At 64.4% G+C, this 16,659-nt stretch carries 18 protein-coding genes and 1 pseudogene; 10 read left to right on the top strand and 9 right to left on the bottom strand.

Features of this window, described 5'->3' with window-relative positions:
- The 3 genes from MSIMFI_RS28800 to lipY (MSIMFI_RS27010) form a co-directional block, all read right to left on the bottom strand.
- Positions 1–201 (bottom strand): RNA 2'-phosphotransferase (locus tag MSIMFI_RS28800; RefSeq protein WP_224770486.1); only part of this gene is annotated, 201 nt, incomplete at its 3' end.
- An 87-nt stretch (positions 202–288) separates the two neighbouring features.
- Complete coding sequence (locus MSIMFI_RS27015) at positions 289–798, bottom strand: CHAP domain-containing protein (RefSeq protein WP_191499988.1); 510 nt, start codon at positions 796–798, stop codon at positions 289–291.
- A 107-nt stretch (positions 799–905) separates the two neighbouring features.
- Positions 906–2,147, bottom strand: coding sequence for a triacylglycerol lipase LipY (gene lipY / locus MSIMFI_RS27010; RefSeq protein ID WP_191499987.1), 1,242 nt, complete (start codon positions 2,145–2,147; stop codon positions 906–908).
- A gap of 171 nt (positions 2,148–2,318) precedes the next feature.
- On the opposite strand from lipY (MSIMFI_RS27010), the gene MSIMFI_RS27005 reads away from it, so the two are divergent.
- The 7 genes from MSIMFI_RS27005 to MSIMFI_RS26975 all read left to right on the top strand — a co-directional run bounded on the left by MSIMFI_RS27005 (position 2,319) and on the right by MSIMFI_RS26975 (position 9,825).
- Positions 2,319–4,082 carry a serine/threonine-protein kinase gene (locus MSIMFI_RS27005; protein WP_191499986.1) on the top strand — a complete coding sequence of 588 codons (1,764 nt, stop codon included), beginning with the start codon at positions 2,319–2,321 and terminating at the stop codon, positions 4,080–4,082.
- 94 nt (positions 4,083–4,176) lie between these two features.
- Complete coding sequence (locus tag MSIMFI_RS27000) at positions 4,177–5,181, top strand: glycoside hydrolase family 6 protein (protein ID WP_191499985.1); 1,005 nt, start codon at positions 4,177–4,179, stop codon at positions 5,179–5,181.
- 235 nt (positions 5,182–5,416) lie between these two features.
- The gene (locus MSIMFI_RS26995) at positions 5,417–6,559 is read left to right on the top strand and encodes an acyl-CoA dehydrogenase family protein (RefSeq protein WP_191499984.1); all 1,143 of its coding nucleotides are present in this window, start codon (positions 5,417–5,419) and stop codon (positions 6,557–6,559) included.
- The gene (locus tag MSIMFI_RS26990; RefSeq protein ID WP_191499983.1) at positions 6,556–7,572 is read left to right on the top strand and encodes an acyl-CoA dehydrogenase; all 1,017 of its coding nucleotides are present in this window, start codon (positions 6,556–6,558) and stop codon (positions 7,570–7,572) included. Before MSIMFI_RS26995 ends, MSIMFI_RS26990 begins: the two co-directional genes overlap by 4 nt.
- A complete protein-coding gene (locus MSIMFI_RS26985) occupies positions 7,569–8,333 on the top strand; it encodes an alpha/beta fold hydrolase (protein ID WP_191499982.1) in 765 nt (254 codons plus the stop codon). Before MSIMFI_RS26990 ends, MSIMFI_RS26985 begins: the two co-directional genes overlap by 4 nt.
- Positions 8,330–9,091 (top strand): enoyl-CoA hydratase/isomerase family protein, encoded by a 762-nt coding sequence (locus MSIMFI_RS26980; protein ID WP_191499981.1) that lies wholly within the window; start codon positions 8,330–8,332, stop codon positions 9,089–9,091. Before MSIMFI_RS26985 ends, MSIMFI_RS26980 begins: the two co-directional genes overlap by 4 nt.
- 68 nt (positions 9,092–9,159) lie before the next feature.
- A complete protein-coding gene (locus MSIMFI_RS26975) occupies positions 9,160–9,825 on the top strand; it encodes a M15 family metallopeptidase (protein WP_191499990.1) in 666 nt (221 codons plus the stop codon).
- Positions 9,826–9,832: 7 nt separating this feature from the next.
- Here MSIMFI_RS26975 and MSIMFI_RS26970 read toward each other — a convergent pair whose 3' ends face one another.
- Together MSIMFI_RS26970 and lipY (MSIMFI_RS26965) are read right to left on the bottom strand one after the other, a co-directional pair.
- Positions 9,833–11,353 carry a serine hydrolase domain-containing protein gene (locus MSIMFI_RS26970; RefSeq protein WP_191499980.1) on the bottom strand — a complete coding sequence of 507 codons (1,521 nt, stop codon included), beginning with the start codon at positions 11,351–11,353 and terminating at the stop codon, positions 9,833–9,835.
- 141 nt (positions 11,354–11,494) lie between these two features.
- Positions 11,495–12,667, bottom strand: a complete 1,173-nt coding sequence (gene lipY, locus MSIMFI_RS26965) for a triacylglycerol lipase LipY (RefSeq protein ID WP_191499979.1) — start codon at positions 12,665–12,667, stop codon at positions 11,495–11,497.
- A gap of 184 nt (positions 12,668–12,851) precedes the next feature.
- Between lipY (MSIMFI_RS26965) and MSIMFI_RS29145 the strand changes: the two genes are divergently transcribed.
- A complete protein-coding gene (locus MSIMFI_RS29145) occupies positions 12,852–12,986 on the top strand; it encodes a hypothetical protein (RefSeq protein WP_263597460.1) in 135 nt (44 codons plus the stop codon).
- Here the strand turns inward: MSIMFI_RS29145 and MSIMFI_RS26960 are convergent.
- Together MSIMFI_RS26960 and MSIMFI_RS29920 are read right to left on the bottom strand one after the other, a co-directional pair.
- Entirely contained in the window at positions 12,980–14,419 is a 1,440-nt protein-coding gene (locus tag MSIMFI_RS26960) for an adenylate/guanylate cyclase domain-containing protein (protein ID WP_191499978.1), read from the bottom strand. The genes MSIMFI_RS29145 and MSIMFI_RS26960 overlap by 7 nt on opposite strands.
- A gap of 88 nt (positions 14,420–14,507) precedes the next feature.
- The gene (locus tag MSIMFI_RS29920) at positions 14,508–15,290 is read right to left on the bottom strand and encodes a PE family protein (protein ID WP_191499977.1); all 783 of its coding nucleotides are present in this window, start codon (positions 15,288–15,290) and stop codon (positions 14,508–14,510) included.
- A gap of 97 nt (positions 15,291–15,387) precedes the next feature.
- On the opposite strand from MSIMFI_RS29920, the gene MSIMFI_RS26950 reads away from it, so the two are divergent.
- Positions 15,388–15,543, top strand: coding sequence for a hypothetical protein (locus tag MSIMFI_RS26950; protein WP_191499976.1), 156 nt, complete (start codon positions 15,388–15,390; stop codon positions 15,541–15,543).
- A gap of 38 nt (positions 15,544–15,581) precedes the next feature.
- Here the strand turns inward: MSIMFI_RS26950 and MSIMFI_RS26945 are convergent.
- Positions 15,582–15,944, bottom strand: a pseudogene (locus MSIMFI_RS26945) (hypothetical protein); the annotation flags it as partial.
- Here MSIMFI_RS26945 and pemK point away from each other — a divergent pair.
- Positions 15,888–16,208, top strand: a complete 321-nt coding sequence (gene pemK, locus MSIMFI_RS26940; protein WP_191499975.1) for a type II toxin-antitoxin system toxin endoribonuclease PemK — start codon at positions 15,888–15,890, stop codon at positions 16,206–16,208. The pseudogene MSIMFI_RS26945 and the gene pemK sit on opposite strands and share 57 nt — an antisense overlap.
- Positions 16,209–16,394: 186 nt before the next feature.
- Here the strand turns inward: pemK and MSIMFI_RS26935 are convergent.
- The coding region (locus tag MSIMFI_RS26935) for a ribbon-helix-helix protein, CopG family (RefSeq protein ID WP_191499974.1) at positions 16,395–16,659 on the bottom strand (265 nt) is incomplete at its 5' end.

The following is a 16,659-nucleotide window of genomic DNA, read 5'->3' as shown; positions in this document are numbered from 1 at the left end:
CTTGTGCTGGGAGTGGCGAGCCTCCCACCGCGCCGCAAGCTCGGCCAACGCCAGCTGCGAAGACCCCACCCAACTAGACGTCGCCTCGGCCAGCCCATCCTCATGACCGACGAAGTCCACAGCGGCCTCACCAACCGCATTGAGCACATGATTGCTCCCAACGTGCAACGCGACGAGATCGGCATCCAACTCCGCAGCCACAATGACCCCCCGTTTCCGTCGGCGCTGAGCCGTGAAGCCTAGCCCGTTTGGCGGGGACACGCCCCTCACCTCAACCGGTCAGACAGCTCAGGGGATCAAGATGTAGCTCACGCCCGGGACATCTTTTACGGTGCGTGTGTCGAACTGGTGGAAGCCTGCGGTGCGGTATCCGTTGGCCGCGGTGGCCCCAGGGCCGAAGTTCATTTCAGTGATCGCTACGTCCCCGCCGTCGACAGCGTCGACCCACGCGACGTGTCCGACACCCCCGACGAGCGAGCTGCTGTAGACGGCAATTGAGCGGGGCTGGGCCTCGCCGACCACCGTCCAGCCGGCCGCCTTGGCTTGGTTAGCCCAGTCTTCGGCGTTCCCAGTGAGCGCTCTCACGTAGTAGCCGGTGTGGATGTGTATCTGTTCTTGGGCGCCCCAGGTGCAATAGCCCTCGTAACCGCTGAGGGGGTTGTGGTCGGTCGTGGCGCCGGTGGTCCGGCTTATCGCCGTATCCGCGGTGGCCTGCACCGCAGACGACGGAGCCAATGCGGCGACCAGCGAGAGTGAGCCGCTCACGGCGACGGCCGCCACGATTACCTTGGTCTGCATCCGCTCCCCCCTGCCATACGAAGGCGGTATCAACCCGTTACGTTCCTGTTATCGCCGGGCGGCCAGCATTCGTTTCACACGCGCAGGACTGGACAGCGCTCAGCGCATCAGGCCGCGATACCGAGCTGCTGGTTGATCTGCGGCCAATACAGCAAACCGCCCGGAGTGAACAGAACCCAGTCGTGTATTTGGAAGTAGGCCAGTTCGAAGTTGAACGGGGCCCCTTGGGCTCTGGCTGCTTGCTGGAGGTCAAACGCCTGGGCCACGAGTGGATCCCATGAGCCCGAGTACACATACGTCGGCGGAAGTCCGGCAAGTGACCCATACAGCGGACTCACCACAGGATCGTTCATAGGCAGATTGCCTGCCCACATGTTGGCGATCTGCAGAGTCCAAGCGTCTCGATACGGAGACCCTACGTCTAGCCACGGGGACACCAAGACCATGCGCGACGGTACGGGGTCACCCTGGCTCACCATGTATTGGACGGCAGCTAGTGCGATGTTGCCGCCCGCGGAGTCGCCGGTCACGCTGACGTTGGAGGCCCCGTGTTGAGCGATTAGCGAGGAGATGAGGCCAGCCGTTGTGGGTACAACCGTGCTGGCGGTACCTCCTTGCCACACCAACGGGTAAATCGGCACTTCCATGGTCGCGCCGGTTTGGGAGGACATCAGTGAGTAATGGATCCAGTGGAAGATCGAAGGCGGAAGGATAAACCCGCCGCCGTGAATCGCAACCACGTATTCGCCGCTTGGATGAGGCGGGGTGATCTGTACCACGCGCATCCCGTCATACGTGGTGTACTCGACCGTTAGTCCGAGTGGCCACGTTAACCACGGTGTCGGGGCGTCACCCGTCCAATAATCCCAGTAGTTTGCCGGCAAGGTGGCTTCGGCCATCAACGGCGAAAGTGGATTACTTGGCGCCGCGAGTTGAGTTTGGAGCCCGGACAAATCGAGTAGGCGTCTTACCGGCCACATCGCGCCGGCGTCCAGCCTGTTTGCCAGTGAGTTGGCCACCCGGGTGAATCCCCGCTGGACGAGGCCAACGGCCTCCCAACGCGAAGCGTTGGCCGCCTCGGCGGCGACATACACCGGGCCCGCGCGCGTCAATGCCTGCACAAACCGCTCATGAAAGGCCGTCGCCTGTGCGCTAAGCGCTTGATAGCCCTGGCCGTGGGCGGAAAACAAGGCCGCAATGGCCGCGGACACCTCGTCCTCGGCTGCGGCTAATAACCCGGTGGTGGCAGCCGCCACGTCCTGGTTTGCCGTTGCGACCGCCGAACCAATCGAGGCCACGTCCGTGGCCGCCGCGGACATCGTCTCGGGCAACGCAACGACATACGACACCGCACCGCTCCCGCCATCTCAGGGCAACTCCGAAGGTTGCCCAACCGATACTGATCGCCGGGTAGCCGGAGCTTATGCCCACGCCTAGGGGTCGCGTGGCGGTTTGCAACGGTTCCACTTCTCACCAGCGGGATTCGCTCCCCCGCCATGCCGGTTTGTAGGCTTTCGGGCATGCCGTTCAAAAACGGCGAGGTCTTCGCTGGCTACGTGATTCAGCGCTTGCTCGGCACCGGTGGCATGGGCGAGGTATACCTCGCCCAACATCCACGTCTGCCCCGTCACGACGCGCTGAAGGTCTTGTCAGTGGCCTCAACGGGCGACCAGGAGTTTCGCGCGAGATTCGAGCGCGAAGCAGAATTGGCCGCGACGCTGTGGCATCCACACATCGTCGGCGTTCTCGATCGTGGCGAGTTCAACGGCCGGCTGTGGATCTCGATGGAGTACGTGGACGGTGCAGACGCAGGTCGATTGGTTCGGGAGCGCTACCCGCGCGGCATGCCGGAAGAAGATGTCGCAGAAATCGTGACAGCGGTCGCTGACGCGCTCGACTTCGGTCATGAACGCCGTCTACTCCATCGTGACGTCAAGCCCGAGAACATCCTCGTGACCGCGGCCGATGGCCACCGCCGCAGAGTGTTGCTAACCGACTTCGGCATCGCTCGCAGAATCGATGACGTCAGTAACCTCACTGAGGCCAACGTCGCCATCGGAACCATCAGCTACGTAGCCCCCGAGCAACTTTTGGGCAAGTCGCTTGACGGTCGAGGAGATCAATATGCGTTGGCCGCCACGACCTTTCACCTACTAACCGGCGCGCCACCCTTTCAAGACTCAAATCGCGCCGTCGTACTCAGCAACCATCTCAGTACGCCACCACCGCGGATATCACAGCGTCGACCCGATCTCGCGCACCTGGACGCAGTACTGGCAAGGGCGCTGGCCAAAGATCCGAGCGAGCGGTACCCGAATTGCGTCGACTTTGCCCGAGCGCTCACCCAGCAGGGTCCCGGCCCCGCCGAGAACCGCAGTTCACGCGAACGTCCATCCACGCAGCGTCTCGAGCGTGTGGTCGTTCACGGGACAGCACGCGGCGTACAGCTAAGCGCGATCGGTGCTCAAGATCAGGTCGGAACCTTGTCGTTCCAGTTGATCCCCTACGAACCACTAGACGACCGGCGCACCGACGTCCCGGTCGAGATCCAAACTGATCTCGTCGCGGGTCAGCTCTCAGACGGGGACGAGGTCGAGGTCAGCGGCTTCTGGGACGGCAACACCCTCGATGCCGAAAAAATCGTCAACCTCTCGGCAGGAGCTCGTCCGAAACGCCGCCGGCGTCGGGCCCGCACCAAATCGCCGCGAGACAAGGCACCGAAAGGCAGAAAGGTCCTCATCGCGGCACTCGTCGGCGCCGTAGGTGTGATCGCGTTGACCGCGGCTGCGGTTTTGTGGTTCACCGACGGCTTCGGACACCAGACCCGCCCCGGACCAATCGTCAAGCCGGTGAGCGCAACCGTGTTTTCACCCGACGGTGCCCCCGACAATCCGCAGGACGCCAAGTTGGCAATCGACGGCAACCCAAACACGGGCTGGTCCACCGTTACCTATAAGGACGCCGTCCCGTTCCCGAAATTCATCCAAGGCATGGGTCTGTTGCTGCACCTGTCCGAACCGACCGCGCTGAGCGCCGTGTCGCTTGACGTGCCCAGCACAGGCACCCAGGTGCAGATCCGCTCATCGCCCACCGAAACCCCCGCCAAATTGTCCGATACCAGCGAGCTGACCCCACCCACGTCACTGCAGCCGGGGCGCAACCGCATCGCGGTGCATAACGGGACCAAGACCTCCAATGTGCTGGTGTGGATCTCCACGTTGGGCACCACCGACGGTGAGAGCCGGACGGAAATCTCCGAAATCACCCTGCAGGCGGCTGCGTAAGCTTGTCTTCCTGCTAGGCGACCCGATCGCCAACCGCGCCATGACTTGCCGTCGCCGATTGGCGCTCAATGCCCCGGGACGCTAATTTCCTGGGGTGATGTTCTCAGCTGCTGGTGCAGTCTCGCGGTGGATCGCCCCTTTCCTCACGGTTGCAACCGTTGTCGGCCTGGGTTTTGTTGCCGACCCGGCGCGAGTCGGTCCCGCCCCGGAGGTGCGCTTGGCCGGTGACGCTAACCCGTTGGCCGGCATGCCCTTCTACGTCAATCCCAACTCAGCGGCGATGCGCGCCGCGCAGCATGCCGATCCGCCGAGTGCGGAGTTGAGCGCCATCGCCAACACGCCGCAGGCGTACTGGATCGTCCCGGGCTCGTCGGCAGCTACGGTCGCGAAGTACGCCGGCGACGCGGCGGCTGCTGGCGCCTTGCCGGTGTTCACGCTCTACGGAATCCCGCACCGCGACTGCGGCAGCTTCGCCGCGGGAGGGTTCGGGTCGGCCGCGGAATACCGAAGCTGGATCGACGGCATCGCCGCCGACCTGGGCTCTTCGCCAGCGGCGGTCGTCGTCGAACCCGATGCGCTCGCGATGGCCGACTGCCTGTCGGCTGACCAGCGCCAGGAACGGTACGACTTGATTCGCTACGCCGTCGAGACGCTGACCCACGATCCGGCCGCGGCCGTATACGTCGACGGTGGTCACGTGCGTTGGCACAGCGCCGAGGACATGGCCGCCAGGCTCAATCAGGCCGGCGTTGCGCGCGCACGGGGTTTCAGCCTCAACACTGCGAACTTCTTCACCACCGAGGACGAAATCGGTTACGGCGAGGCGATTTCGGGGCTCACGAATGGTTCGCACTATGTGATCGACACCTCACGCAACGGCGTCGGACCCGCGCCCGACTCCGCGCTCAACTGGTGCAATCCCAGTGGCCGAGCACTGGGCACTCCGCCCACCACGGCCACCGGGGGCGCACATGCCGACGCCTACTTGTGGATCAAACGTCCCGGTGAATCCGATGGAACATGCGACAAAGGTGATCCGCCGGCGGGCACCTTCGTCAATCAGTTCGCCATCGATCTGGCCCGCAAGGCGGGTCAGTAGGAGGGCTCGCGCTTACCCCGCCGTCGTCGGGCGTCGGCGTCGCGATTCGGTATCAGCTGCTGCGGATCGGTCCGCAATCGAACTCGTAGCTGAAGGAAAGCGGCGCATCGCTGCGGCCCTCTTCGCGGAGCAACCGGTTCCGGCGGGGGTTGCATCCGCCGGGCCGCAACGACGAAGCCGCTGTGCCCCCGCGCCGGCCTTGCCAAACGGCAGTGGCGTGGCATAGGGAGAACGTATGGCCGCCTCGCCTGCCACGCTCACCGCCGCGGAGCTGGAATTGCGGCAGCGGGTTCGCGCATTCCTTGCCGAAACACTGCCCTGGGGGACATTCGAGCCCGGCCTCGGGATGGCCGCCGAGGTCAATCCGCAGTTCTCCGCCGCGTTGGCCGAGCGTGGCTGGATCGGCATGGCGGTTCCGACGCGCTATGGCGGCCGCGACGCCACCGCGGTCGACCGCTTTGTCGTCGTCGAGGAGCTGCTGCGCTGGGGCGCCCCAGTGGGGCACCACTGGGTGGCCGACCGACAGATCGCCCAGGTGCTCCTGCGCTACGGCACCGAAGACCAGAAGCGCTGGCTGTTGCCGCGAATCTGTAAGGGCGAGTTGTGTTTTTGCATCGGCATGAGTGAGCCAGACGCCGGCAGTGACCTTGCGTCGGTGCGCACGCGCGGTGTGCGCGACGCCGATGGCTGGCGGGTGTCGGGCGTCAAGGTCTGGACGAGCAACGCCATGCGCGCCGACTTCATGATCGCGCTGTGCCGCACCGGCGAGGGCGAACGCCATCGGGGGCTGAGCCGATTTCTGATCGACATGCGCAGCCCAGGCGTAACGGTCAAGCCAATCCCCTACCTGGACGGCAGCACCGACCACTTCGCCGAGGTGGTCCTCGACGGTGTGCAGGTGCCCGACGAGAGGGTGATCGGCGAAATCGGGCAGGGTTGGACGCAAAACGCCGCCGAACTGGCCTTCGAGCGCAGCGGCCCCGACCGGTGGATCTCGACGTTCCTGCTCGTTCAGGAATTCATCCGCGAGCACCCGGACCTGGCCTCCAGCCCCGAAGGGACTCGGCTGATCGGCGAACTCGCGGCCCAGTACTGGGTGTTGCGCCGGCTTTCACTGGCCGTGGCCAGGGCGATCGACGCGGGCCGCACGCCTGCGGCCGAGGCCGCACTCATCAAGGAGATGGGCACTCGGTTCGAACAGGACGTCGTGAGCTCGCTGAGGCAGTTGTTGGACCGCGAGCTCGTCTACCCCCTGGATCAGACGCCGTCGCTGTTTGAACGCTTGCTGCGCCGCGCCACGTTGGACGCGCCGTCGTTCACCATCCGGGGCGGCACCAACGAGATCCTGCGCTCCGTCGCGGCCAAAGGTCTGTCATGAGTCAAACCGAACTGTATGGCGCGGCCGCCAAACTCTTTGCCGCACACAGCGATTGGTCTGACCTGTGGAATGCGTTGCAAGAGAGCGGATTCAGCGATGTCCCTGTTCCCGAGGTGCTGGGCGGAGCCGGCGGCAGCGTCGCCGATGCGGTCCAGTTGCTGTGTGCCGCGGGCGCACACGCGGCGCCGGTGCCCCTGGCCGAAGCCGGACTGGTCGGCGGTTGGCTACTGGCGTCCGCAGGTCTGGCGCTGCCCGAGGGCGTTCGTACGGTACTGCCGCCGGCCACCACGCTGCGTCTCGATGGCGATCTGCTGCTCGGAGAGGCGCCCGCCGTGGCGTGGGGTCACCAGGCCGAGCATGTCATCGGACTCGTCGACGGCGTCGTGGTGCTCGCGCCCGGACCGGCCGCACCAGGCGGCCCGGCCGTCAGCCGCGGAGTCAACCTCGCCGACGAGCCAAGGGACACAGTGACTTTCGACGGTGTGCCGATCACCGCGCGCGCCGACGCATCCGACCACGTCAGCGAACAAACGCTGTGGGAGCGCATCGCTTTGGGGCGTGCGGCGCTGATGGCCGGCGCGATAGGCGCCGTCGCCGCGATGACACTGCGCTACAGCGGCGAACGTGAGCAATTCGGGCGCCCCATCGGCCGTTTCCAGGCCGTGCAAGCCCACTTAGTCACCATCCACCAGCAGGCCGCCGTCGTCGCATCGGCTATCGACGGTGCGGTCGAAGCGGTCGAAGCAGGCCGGGGTAGCTTCGAAATCGCTTGCGCCAAAATGCTTGCCGACCGGGCCGCGCAGCTGGTGACCGCGGCCGCCCATCAGACGCACGGCGCTATCGGTATGACGAAGGAGTATCCATTGCAGTATCTGACCCGTCGACTCTGGGCCTGGCGAGACGAGGCCGGAGGACATCATCGCTGGGCGAACCGGATCGGCACCGCCTTGGTGGCTCGCGGTGCCGACGCCCTCTACCCCGCCATCCAATCCGGATCCGAGGTGGTGCAGTGAACCGGCTGCGGCGCGACGACGGGGTCACGCTGGCCTACCACCTGCACAACCCGAAGGCCCCGGGCGTGCCACTATTGCTCACCCACGGCTTCGGCGCCACCGCGGGCATGTGGGACCGCAACATCGATGCCTTGAGCGCCGACCGTCCGGTGATCGTCTGGGACATGCGCGGCCACGGCGCCAGCGACGCACCCGACGACATGGACCGCTACAGCGAGCAGATCGCTGTCGCCGACATGGCGGCTATTCTCGACACCGTGGGTGCCGATCGGGCCGTGCTCGGCGGAATGTCCTTGGGCGGCTACCTTTCCCTGGCCTTCCACCTCGTCCATCCGCAGCGGGTGGCCGCGCTGGTGCTGGTCGACACGGGACCTGGCTACCGCAACGACGAAGCCCGCGGCAAGTGGAACGCATGGGTGGAACGACGCGCCCAACAACTTGAGCGGGGCGAAGTACCGCGCGACATGTCGGCAGAACTCGCGCAGGCGGTGCATGAACATCCCGAGGGGCTGCCCCGCGCCGCCCGCGGCGTCATGGCCCAAAAGGATGCCCGCGTGATCACCTCGCTCGACAGCATCACCGTGCCCACGTTGGTGGTTGTCGGCGCCGACGACACCGACTTTCACGCCGGGGCCGACTACATGCACCGCAAGATCCCCAATTCCCGCAAGGTTGTCCTCGACAACGCGGGGCATGCCGCGAATATGGACCAGCCCGAGGCATTCAATGCCGCCGTGCGCGAACTGCTGGAACAGGCATGACCACCGCGGACGTCACCGTCGAATTCGACGGCCACGTAGCCATTGTGGAGATTCACCGACCCCCGAACAATTACTTCGATACCGCCTTGATCGCAAACATCGCCGACGCCTATGAGCGGCTCGACGACGAGGTCGGCTGCCGGGCGATCGTGCTGTGCGCGGAGGGCAAACACTTCTGCGCCGGCGCCGACTTCTCCCAGCCCGCCACGAATCGCGGATCGCCCAAAGAGCTTTACGCGCAAGCGATCCGGTTGTTCCGGACCAGCAAGCCGGTTGTCGCCGCGGTGCACGGTGCCGCGATCGGCGGCGGACTCGGGCTTGCCCTCAGCGCGGACTTCCGAGTGGCTGCACCGTCCACGAAGTTCGCGGCCAACTTCAGCAGGCTCGGGTTTCATCCCGGCTTCGGGATCACCGCCACGCTACCCCGTGTCGTCGGCCAGCAAAAAGCACTTGAGTGGATGCTCACCGGCGAGCGGTTCGGCGATGAAATCGGCTACACAGCAGGGCTATTCGACGAGTTAGCCGCCGAAGGCGACGTGCGCCCGGCAGCGATTCGGTTCGCCCAGCGTATCGCCGCCTCGGCTCCCTTGGCACTGACCAGCATTCGTGCCACCATGCGCGCCGGACTCGCCGAGGCGTTCGCCGCGGCCACCGCCCACGAGCTCGAAGAACAAATCCGGCTGCAGGCGACCGCCGACTTCCGCGAGGGCGTGACGGCAGCGGCCCAGCGCCGCGCCCCGATGTTCACCGGCCGCTGAAGATTGTGACGCCCTTCAAGCGGCGAGGTGCCCTGCTGGCGCAACTGCTCGCCACGGTCGTCGTGCTGATGCAGTGCACCGCCGCGCCGCCACCTCCTGCCACCGCACCATCACTGTCTGCTAAGCCGTCATCGCCGGCCACCGCATCGCCTCCGGCCAGCGCGCCCCCCGGACCTGCCGGTGCGACCGTGCGGCCGGTCACCGCCGCCGAACTCGGCACGACCTGGCGGCCGGGTTGTCCCGTCGAACCCGGGCAACTGCGACGGGTCGACGTCGATCACATCGGTTTCGACGGCCAGACCCACCGCGGCGAGCTGATCGTGCATGAAGACCTGGCGCCGGAGGTCATCGCGATCTTCGAGCAGCTTTACCGCCTGGGCTATCCCGTCGAGAAGATCCGTACCGTCGACCGCTACCCCGACGCTGATGATGAGTTATCGATGGAGGACAACAACACTTCGGCGTTCAACTGCCGAGTCGTCCCAGGAACCAATGAATGGTCTCCGCACGCCGCCGGTCGGGCTATCGACCTCAACCCGTTGATCAACCCGTGCCTCTACGCCCGCGGGTATTTCGAACCGCACAACGCCGCGGCCTACCTGGATCGCAGCCGCACCGACCCCGGACTCCTCCACAGCGGCGACCCGGCCGTGAACATCTTCACGGATCGTGGCTGGCGGTGGGGTGGCTCCTGGACGACTCCCATCGACTACCAGCACTTCGAGCGGGTTTGAGCACCTGCTAAAGACCAAGGGCCCGGGCGGTTGTCGTGGCAACCTCACCTCGCAGATCCGACATCGGTGGACTGCCTCGCGTATGGATCGAGTTCGAAAGCAGGACTAGGTAGGTATCCGAGCCTGGGTCCATCCAAATCGAGGTTCCGGTGAAGCCGGTGTGGCCGAAGCTACCGATGGGAAAGACCATTCCCCGGGTTGTGGATTGACCCGTATCGATGTCCCAGCCGAAGCCACGCAGGTTCTGGCCCGCAATTGCCGGATAGCGCGGAGCGAGTAGCGGATCCCTGGTATTCGGTCTCTTTGCGACGGCTTCCCGAGCCGCATCGTTCGCTGCTTGGACTTGTTGAGCTGTATGGCCGGGCTGCTGCGGACTCGTCATCAACTCCAAAGTTGCTTGTAGCAACGGGAATTGGCTTGGGCGTCCGGCAAGCCGATCAAGCAAGGCCTGCGCAAAGATGCCGACATCGTGTGCCGTCGAGAACACGCCGGCATGCCCAGCCACGCCGCCCATGCGCCGCGCGGTCGTGTCATTCACGGTGCCCCGAAGTAGGTAATCAAGATCGGGATTCTTACCCGGATCGGCTCTGCTCTCTTCGTCCCGTGCCGTCGGGGCGATGCGCGGCAAGAGATCGGTGCTCCAGGTACCTGCGGGGCAATCGGCCGGTCCGCGTGTCGGCGTGGGAGCCCACCCAATTGCCGCGCCCCTAATCGTGTGCGGCCCACAAGCTTTGGCTGGGGGAAGGTAGCGGGTGTCGTCCATGCCAAGCGGCGCGAATACGTGCTCGGAAACGTGGGCGTCTAGCGGCTCGCCGGTGACCCTCTCGATCAGCACACCCAGCAGAATGAAGTTGATGTCGGAGTAGCGGAAAACCTCACCGGGACCGGACTCCAGCGGCGTCGTGAGCGCACGACGAATACCTTGGTCCCTATCGGGCCGCTCAAGTCCCCACGGATCTTTGAGTTCGACGTCGCCCGTCTCGCCCGAAGTGTGCGTGAGCAACATGCGAACCGTTACCTTGGCACGCCGTGGATCGTTCGCCATGTTGAAATCCGGCAGATAGTGCTGCACAGGATCGTCGAACCGAACCTTGCCTTGTTCGTAGAGCTGCATGACGGCAGTCGCCGTTGCGAGGGTTTTCGTCAACGACGCCAGGTCGAAGATCGTGTCCTCGGTCATCGGCTCCGCAGGTGCGGGCAATCCATCTAACCCGGGTTCGCTCGCGAGCCTGCGCACGCCGTAAGCCTGATGGAAGACGACATTGCCGCCGTGCCCGACCACAACAACCGCGCCTGGCAGCTTCTCCGCCGCAATCGCATCGTTGATCAGCTTCGACACCGCTGCGAAGCCGGGTGGGGTAGCTGCATCGGGCGGCTTGGAGACTGTTGTGAAATCAGGCGTCGGAGCCGCAGCCGGCGCCGGCGTTACCCGCGCGCCGTCACTTACTGCTGGGTGTGCCGCTTGACCACACGAGGATGCCGCGACGAGCGCAAGCAAGACACTTCCAACGGCAATAGCCTTTCGCATTTGGTCACCGAAGGCCCAGCTGCTAGGCAAGCTGTCGACGTTCACGTGATTCCCCACCGCGCGTTTCACGGATCCCACAGGTGGTCGTTCCGCCACGATGCTCGATCCGGCGGCGCGGCTTGTCAAGCAGTCGGACAGCAATCAGGCCGCGATGCCGAGTTGCTGGTCGATTTGCTGCCAGTAGAGCAAACCTTCCGGGGTGAGCAGAACCCAGTCGTGAATTCCGAAGTTGTTCAGCACGAACCTGAACGGAGCCTCTTGAGCTACGGCTGCTTGCTGGAGGACAGCCGCTTGTCGTGCGAGCGGATCCAGCGAGCCCGAGTAAACATACGTCGGCGGAAGTCCGGTGAGTGACCCATACAGCGGACTCACCATCGGGTTGGTGACGGACAGACCACCTGCCCACACCTTGCCGATCCCCTCGGTCCCGACGTCTAGCCACGGCGACAGCAACACCATGGACGCCGGTACCGGGTCACCCTGGCTCACCATGTATTGGGCGGCCGCTAGCGCGAGGTTGCCGCCCGCGGAGTCACCGATCACGCTGACGTTGGACGCCCCGTGTTGAGCGATTTGCGAGGAGATAAGACCGGCCATTGCCGGTACCACCGTGCTGGCGGTACCTCCTTGCTGCACCAACGGGTAGATCGGTACTTCGAAGGTCGCACCGGTCTGGTAGGCCGTCACCGAGTAATTGATCCAATGAAAGATTGACGGCGGAAAGATAAACGCGCCACCGTGAATGGCAACCACGTATTCGCCGGTTGGATGGGCCGGCGTGATCTGCACGACACTCATCCCGTTAGACGTGGTGTACTGGACCGTTTCGCCCAGCAGCAAATTCAAAAACGGCGGCGGGGAGTTGCCGAGAACCCACGACAACGGCGGGACGTCGCTGGCAAGCAGCCGCAAAAGTGGAGAACCTTGCACCGAAAATAGAGATTCGAATCCGGGGGACAGCGTCGTGGGGATCTGCTGAATTCGCTGCTGAACACCTAGCAACGCCTGCTCAAACGCCGCCAACGGCGCAGCGTTAGCCGCCTCAGCGGCGGCATACGCCCCGCCCGCGCCGCTCAATGCCTGCACAAACCGCTCATGAAAAGCCGCCGCCTGTGCGCTAAGAGCCTGATAGCCCTGGCCGTGAGCGGAAAACAACGCAGCGATCGCCGCTGACACCTCGTCCTCGGCAGCGGCCACTATCCCCGTGGTGGCATCCGCCACGCCCTGGTTTGCCGTTGCGACCAGCGAACCAATCGAAGCCACGTCCGAGGCCGCGCCGGACATCATTTCGGGCAACGCAACAACATACGACACCGCGCCGCTCCCACCACATCAGGACAACTTGCTCAGTTGCCTACCGATCGCCGAGTAGCCGGAGCTTATGCCGACGCCGACGAGTCACGGAGCACTTTGCGGGATTTGGGGCTAGCCGGTCCGGGCATCGATTCTTTCGTTCGTTAGCCCCATTCGCTCCGGGATACGCGCCCAGCTCGAGTCGATGGGTTCGACTTTTCCGGTGATCCCGTCGATCAATTCGAGGGGCGGAACCGACGATGAGGGAAACTACTTGACTCTGCTCGCGACCGATAGCGAAGGCAACGCGGTTGTCTTCTCGGAATACAACAACTACTGATACCGCCAGACGCCCACCTGATCGGCGACCCCCTTGAGAGCCGCCAGCTCGCGCGCGCCGACGAGGCTCAGCTCCGCTATCACCTCAGCCGCGCCCGGCGCGTCGCGCACCGGGTCGGTGCACACGATCTGGCGTGAGTCGGCGATCCCCTGCACGCGCGCCGCGATGTTCACCGTCTGGCCGAAGTAGTCGAGGCGCTCGTTCAGGTCCACCGCGATGCAGGGGCCGGCGTGCAGTCCGATCTTGAGCTCCAGATCGCCAACCTTGGCGATCTCGCGGTTCATCACCATGGCCGCTTCGAGCGCCGGCGCCGGCGTGGGGAAGCTCGCCATCACCGCGTCGCCGATGGTCTTGACCACCGCGCCGCCGCGCGCGGCAACCACCTCGCGTAACAGGCCGAAATGCTCGCCGACGAGGCTGTATGCGCGCATATCACCCATCCGCGAATAGAGTTCGGTCGAGCCTTTGAGATCGGTGAAGAGCACCGTCAGGTTCTTCAGCCCCAAACCACCCTGCGAAGGAATGCTCTCGGCGCGGAAGAGATCGCGAAACACCTGGGTCGTCACCAACTCCTTGACCGTAAAGAAGCGATGGAAGTTCAGGCCCGACCCCGAAGCCAACTTTGCGGTCTTTTCGGCGAGAGCCTCCGGCGACGACGGGCGCGGGTCGGCGAAGGCGCCGAACACGACTGACCGCCCGAGCCGATTCCGCAGGGTCATGCGCACCTTGCCGGCCGCAAGCTGCTCGCCATCCTGAATGAGCTGGCCACCAGCGAGGACTTCGTAGCTCATCGCCGAGCCGACCACGCCCTCGCCAACGGTGAAGCGCCGCAACACGTGGTACTCCGGCAACGCCAGCACATAGCGCCCCGGCGCGAGTTCGGTTTCGGCCTCCACCGTCGCACCCGCCGGAGCGGTACCGAACCACACGGGGTTGTTCAGGTAGCGGCCGAGGTGGGTGGTGTCTGCGACGCTGGGCGAGAAGAACAGCGTGAGGCTGTCGCGGAGAAAGTCGAGCTTCTCCGGGGCATTGAACGCATTGAAACGGATCGTCCTGGTCGAGGGAGCGACGCTAAACGCGACTTCGACGTTGTCGTCGATCGACGGCGGGATGGGGATGTCACAGATCGCGCAAACGCGTTCCGTGTTCAGTGCGCGCAGAGCATGGTCGGTCGTGATGAACGCTCCGCAGGCTGGGCAGAGGACACCCCAACTGAATTCGACGACGCCGGCGTGCGCGGCGTGCAAGAACAGGTCAACCGCGTCGCGCTCAGCGATGCCGACTTCCGCCGCGTAGCGGTATGGGTTCATGCGGAAGAGTTTCTCGTCGGGCGCTTCGGCGATGTAGCGGGCCAAGCCGCCCACCACTTCAGCATCGAATCGGCCGGCGTTCCGCACCGCCGCGAGGCGGCTCTGGAGGATGGCGGTGGTCATGGCACCTCCTGCGCTAGCACCAGCTGCGACCTCGGCGACCTATAGGCAAACGCAACTATGAACTGCGGCCTTTTTATTCCGCGCGAACCTATAAGAGAAACAAAGGCAAAAGGAGCAGTGCGAGGGCCACTGACGGTCCATCGGCCTGCAGCTCGGTAACAATGCCGCCGACCTCCACTGGGAACGGGACGGTAACTGGCGCCACGTCCGCGAAGGCGCCGGCGAACGTCACCGTCACCGTCATGGGCTGCAGGGGAGCCAGGACACCGCCAAACGGAATGTTCAGCGCCACCGATACACCCGAGATATTCGACGGCAGCGGTACGGACACCGTGTTGCGGCCATAGAAGAACGCGCTCCCGGCGTTAGGTCCAGCATCGCGGAGTGCCGCCATGGCCGCGTCCGGGTTCGCCGCCAACACCGCATTGACAAACGTCGTCCCGCTCTGCCCGAGCGCGCTCGTTGAGGTGATCACCGGGCCGACGAGATCAAGCGGAAGCTCGATGTACTCCATTTGGGCGCTGAGCAGCATGCCCAGGGGGCCGTCGCCGTAGAACTTGGTGATTTCGCTGGACGCGGCGGCATGTGCATTGGCGATCTCGGTGCTCAGATACGAACCCGCGCCGGCGTTTAACAGGTTGACGAACTGGTTGTAATACGTCGCCGCTTGGGCGCTGAGCGATTGATATTCCTGCGCGTGCGCGTTCAGTAGCGTCGCGATAGCCGCCGATACCTCATCAGCTGCCGCGGCAGGCATCCCGGTCGTGGCAGCAGCCGCCGCACCATTGGCCGCGCTCAATGTCGAGCCGAGACGATCCAATTCTTCGGCCGCCTTAGCGATAATGTCGGGCACGACGCTGACAAACGACATAGCTGTCGTCGTCCTCTCTGCTTGCCTTCGCTTGCGTGTCTCCGGCAGTTCATAGGATGTGCCTGGCTACCGATCCCAATACCGCACAATGGCTGACATGGACCCCGAACCCCGACCACCGGCCGCGCCGAAACCGCAGCCGGTGCACGTCACGCCCGAGGACTTGGAGAGGTTCGCCGACGAGGATCTGATGCGGCGGACGTCGAACGACGACTGGCTGCGTGATGAGGCACCGCCGCACCACAATCCGTAGCTCGTCGCGCTAAAAGAGGGAACCGGTCAGGGTCCATGTGACTTGACGCCGTCAACAAGGAATGAGGCGGCGAACGCCGTCGTCGGGGTCCCCGATAGGTTGTTGAACAATTGCTCAACGATTGTGCAACATCGGCGTATCTTCATACTCATGCCCGCGACCATCGGCTTCCGACCTACTGAAAAGGATGAACAGATCATCAAGGCCGCGATGCGCAGCGGCGAGCGCAAGAGCGACGTCATCAGGCGGGCACTGCAGCTGCTGGAACGGGAAGTTTGGATCAAGCAGGCTCGCACCGACGCTGAGCGGCTTCGAGACGAGGACATCTCCACCGAACCGGACGCGTGGTGATTCGAGGAGCGGTCTACAGGGTCGACTTCGGCGATGCAAAGCGAGGGCACGAGCAATGCGGGCGGCGCTACGCCGTGGTCATCAGTCCCGGCTCGATGCCGTGGAGTGTCGTAACTGTAGTACCGACGTCGACAAGCGCCCAACCCGCGGTCTTCCGCCCAGAGCTGGAAATCATGGGAACAAAGACACGGTTCCTGGTGGACCAGATCCGGACGATCGACATCGTCTATGTGCACGGCGATCCCGTCGACTACCTGGACCGTGACGCAATGGCCAAGGTGGAACACGCCGTGGCGCGATACCTCGGTCTGTGACGGCTGTTCTAGTCTGCAAATGGGCCACCGACCTGGCCCTTCAGTGGAGCTGCCGGGAATCGAACCCGTCGCTCTACCAGGAATTATGCTTCTGAACTGCCGGTTTCGTTACATCTCGTTCCCGTTCAGTCCCCCTCGCTAGCTGCGGTTTTGTTCTCTAGTTTGACGGCATCAAGAGCGGTGGTGTCACTTCGTCAGGTACTCAATTAGCGCGCGGCGGATCGTCTCACCCCTCTTCACACCGTCGATCTCGGAACGCTCATCGACCAGGGTCAACAGGTCGTCGGGGAGCCGAACTGAATACGTGCTTGCCGCTTCGTCGCCGATTGCGGGACGCCCACGCCGACGTAGCTTTTCAGGAGGAATACCTTCTTCAGCTTCAGCGACCAACCGTTCGATCGTGTCCGCGTCCACCGACTGCGGCAGTGGGCGCTGATCGCTGACCTGAGCC

It is taken from the genome of Mycobacterium simulans (assembly GCF_900232995.1).
Lineage (GTDB): Bacteria > Actinomycetota > Actinomycetes > Mycobacteriales > Mycobacteriaceae > Mycobacterium > Mycobacterium simulans.
This window is presented reverse-complemented; position numbering and strand designations above follow the sequence as displayed.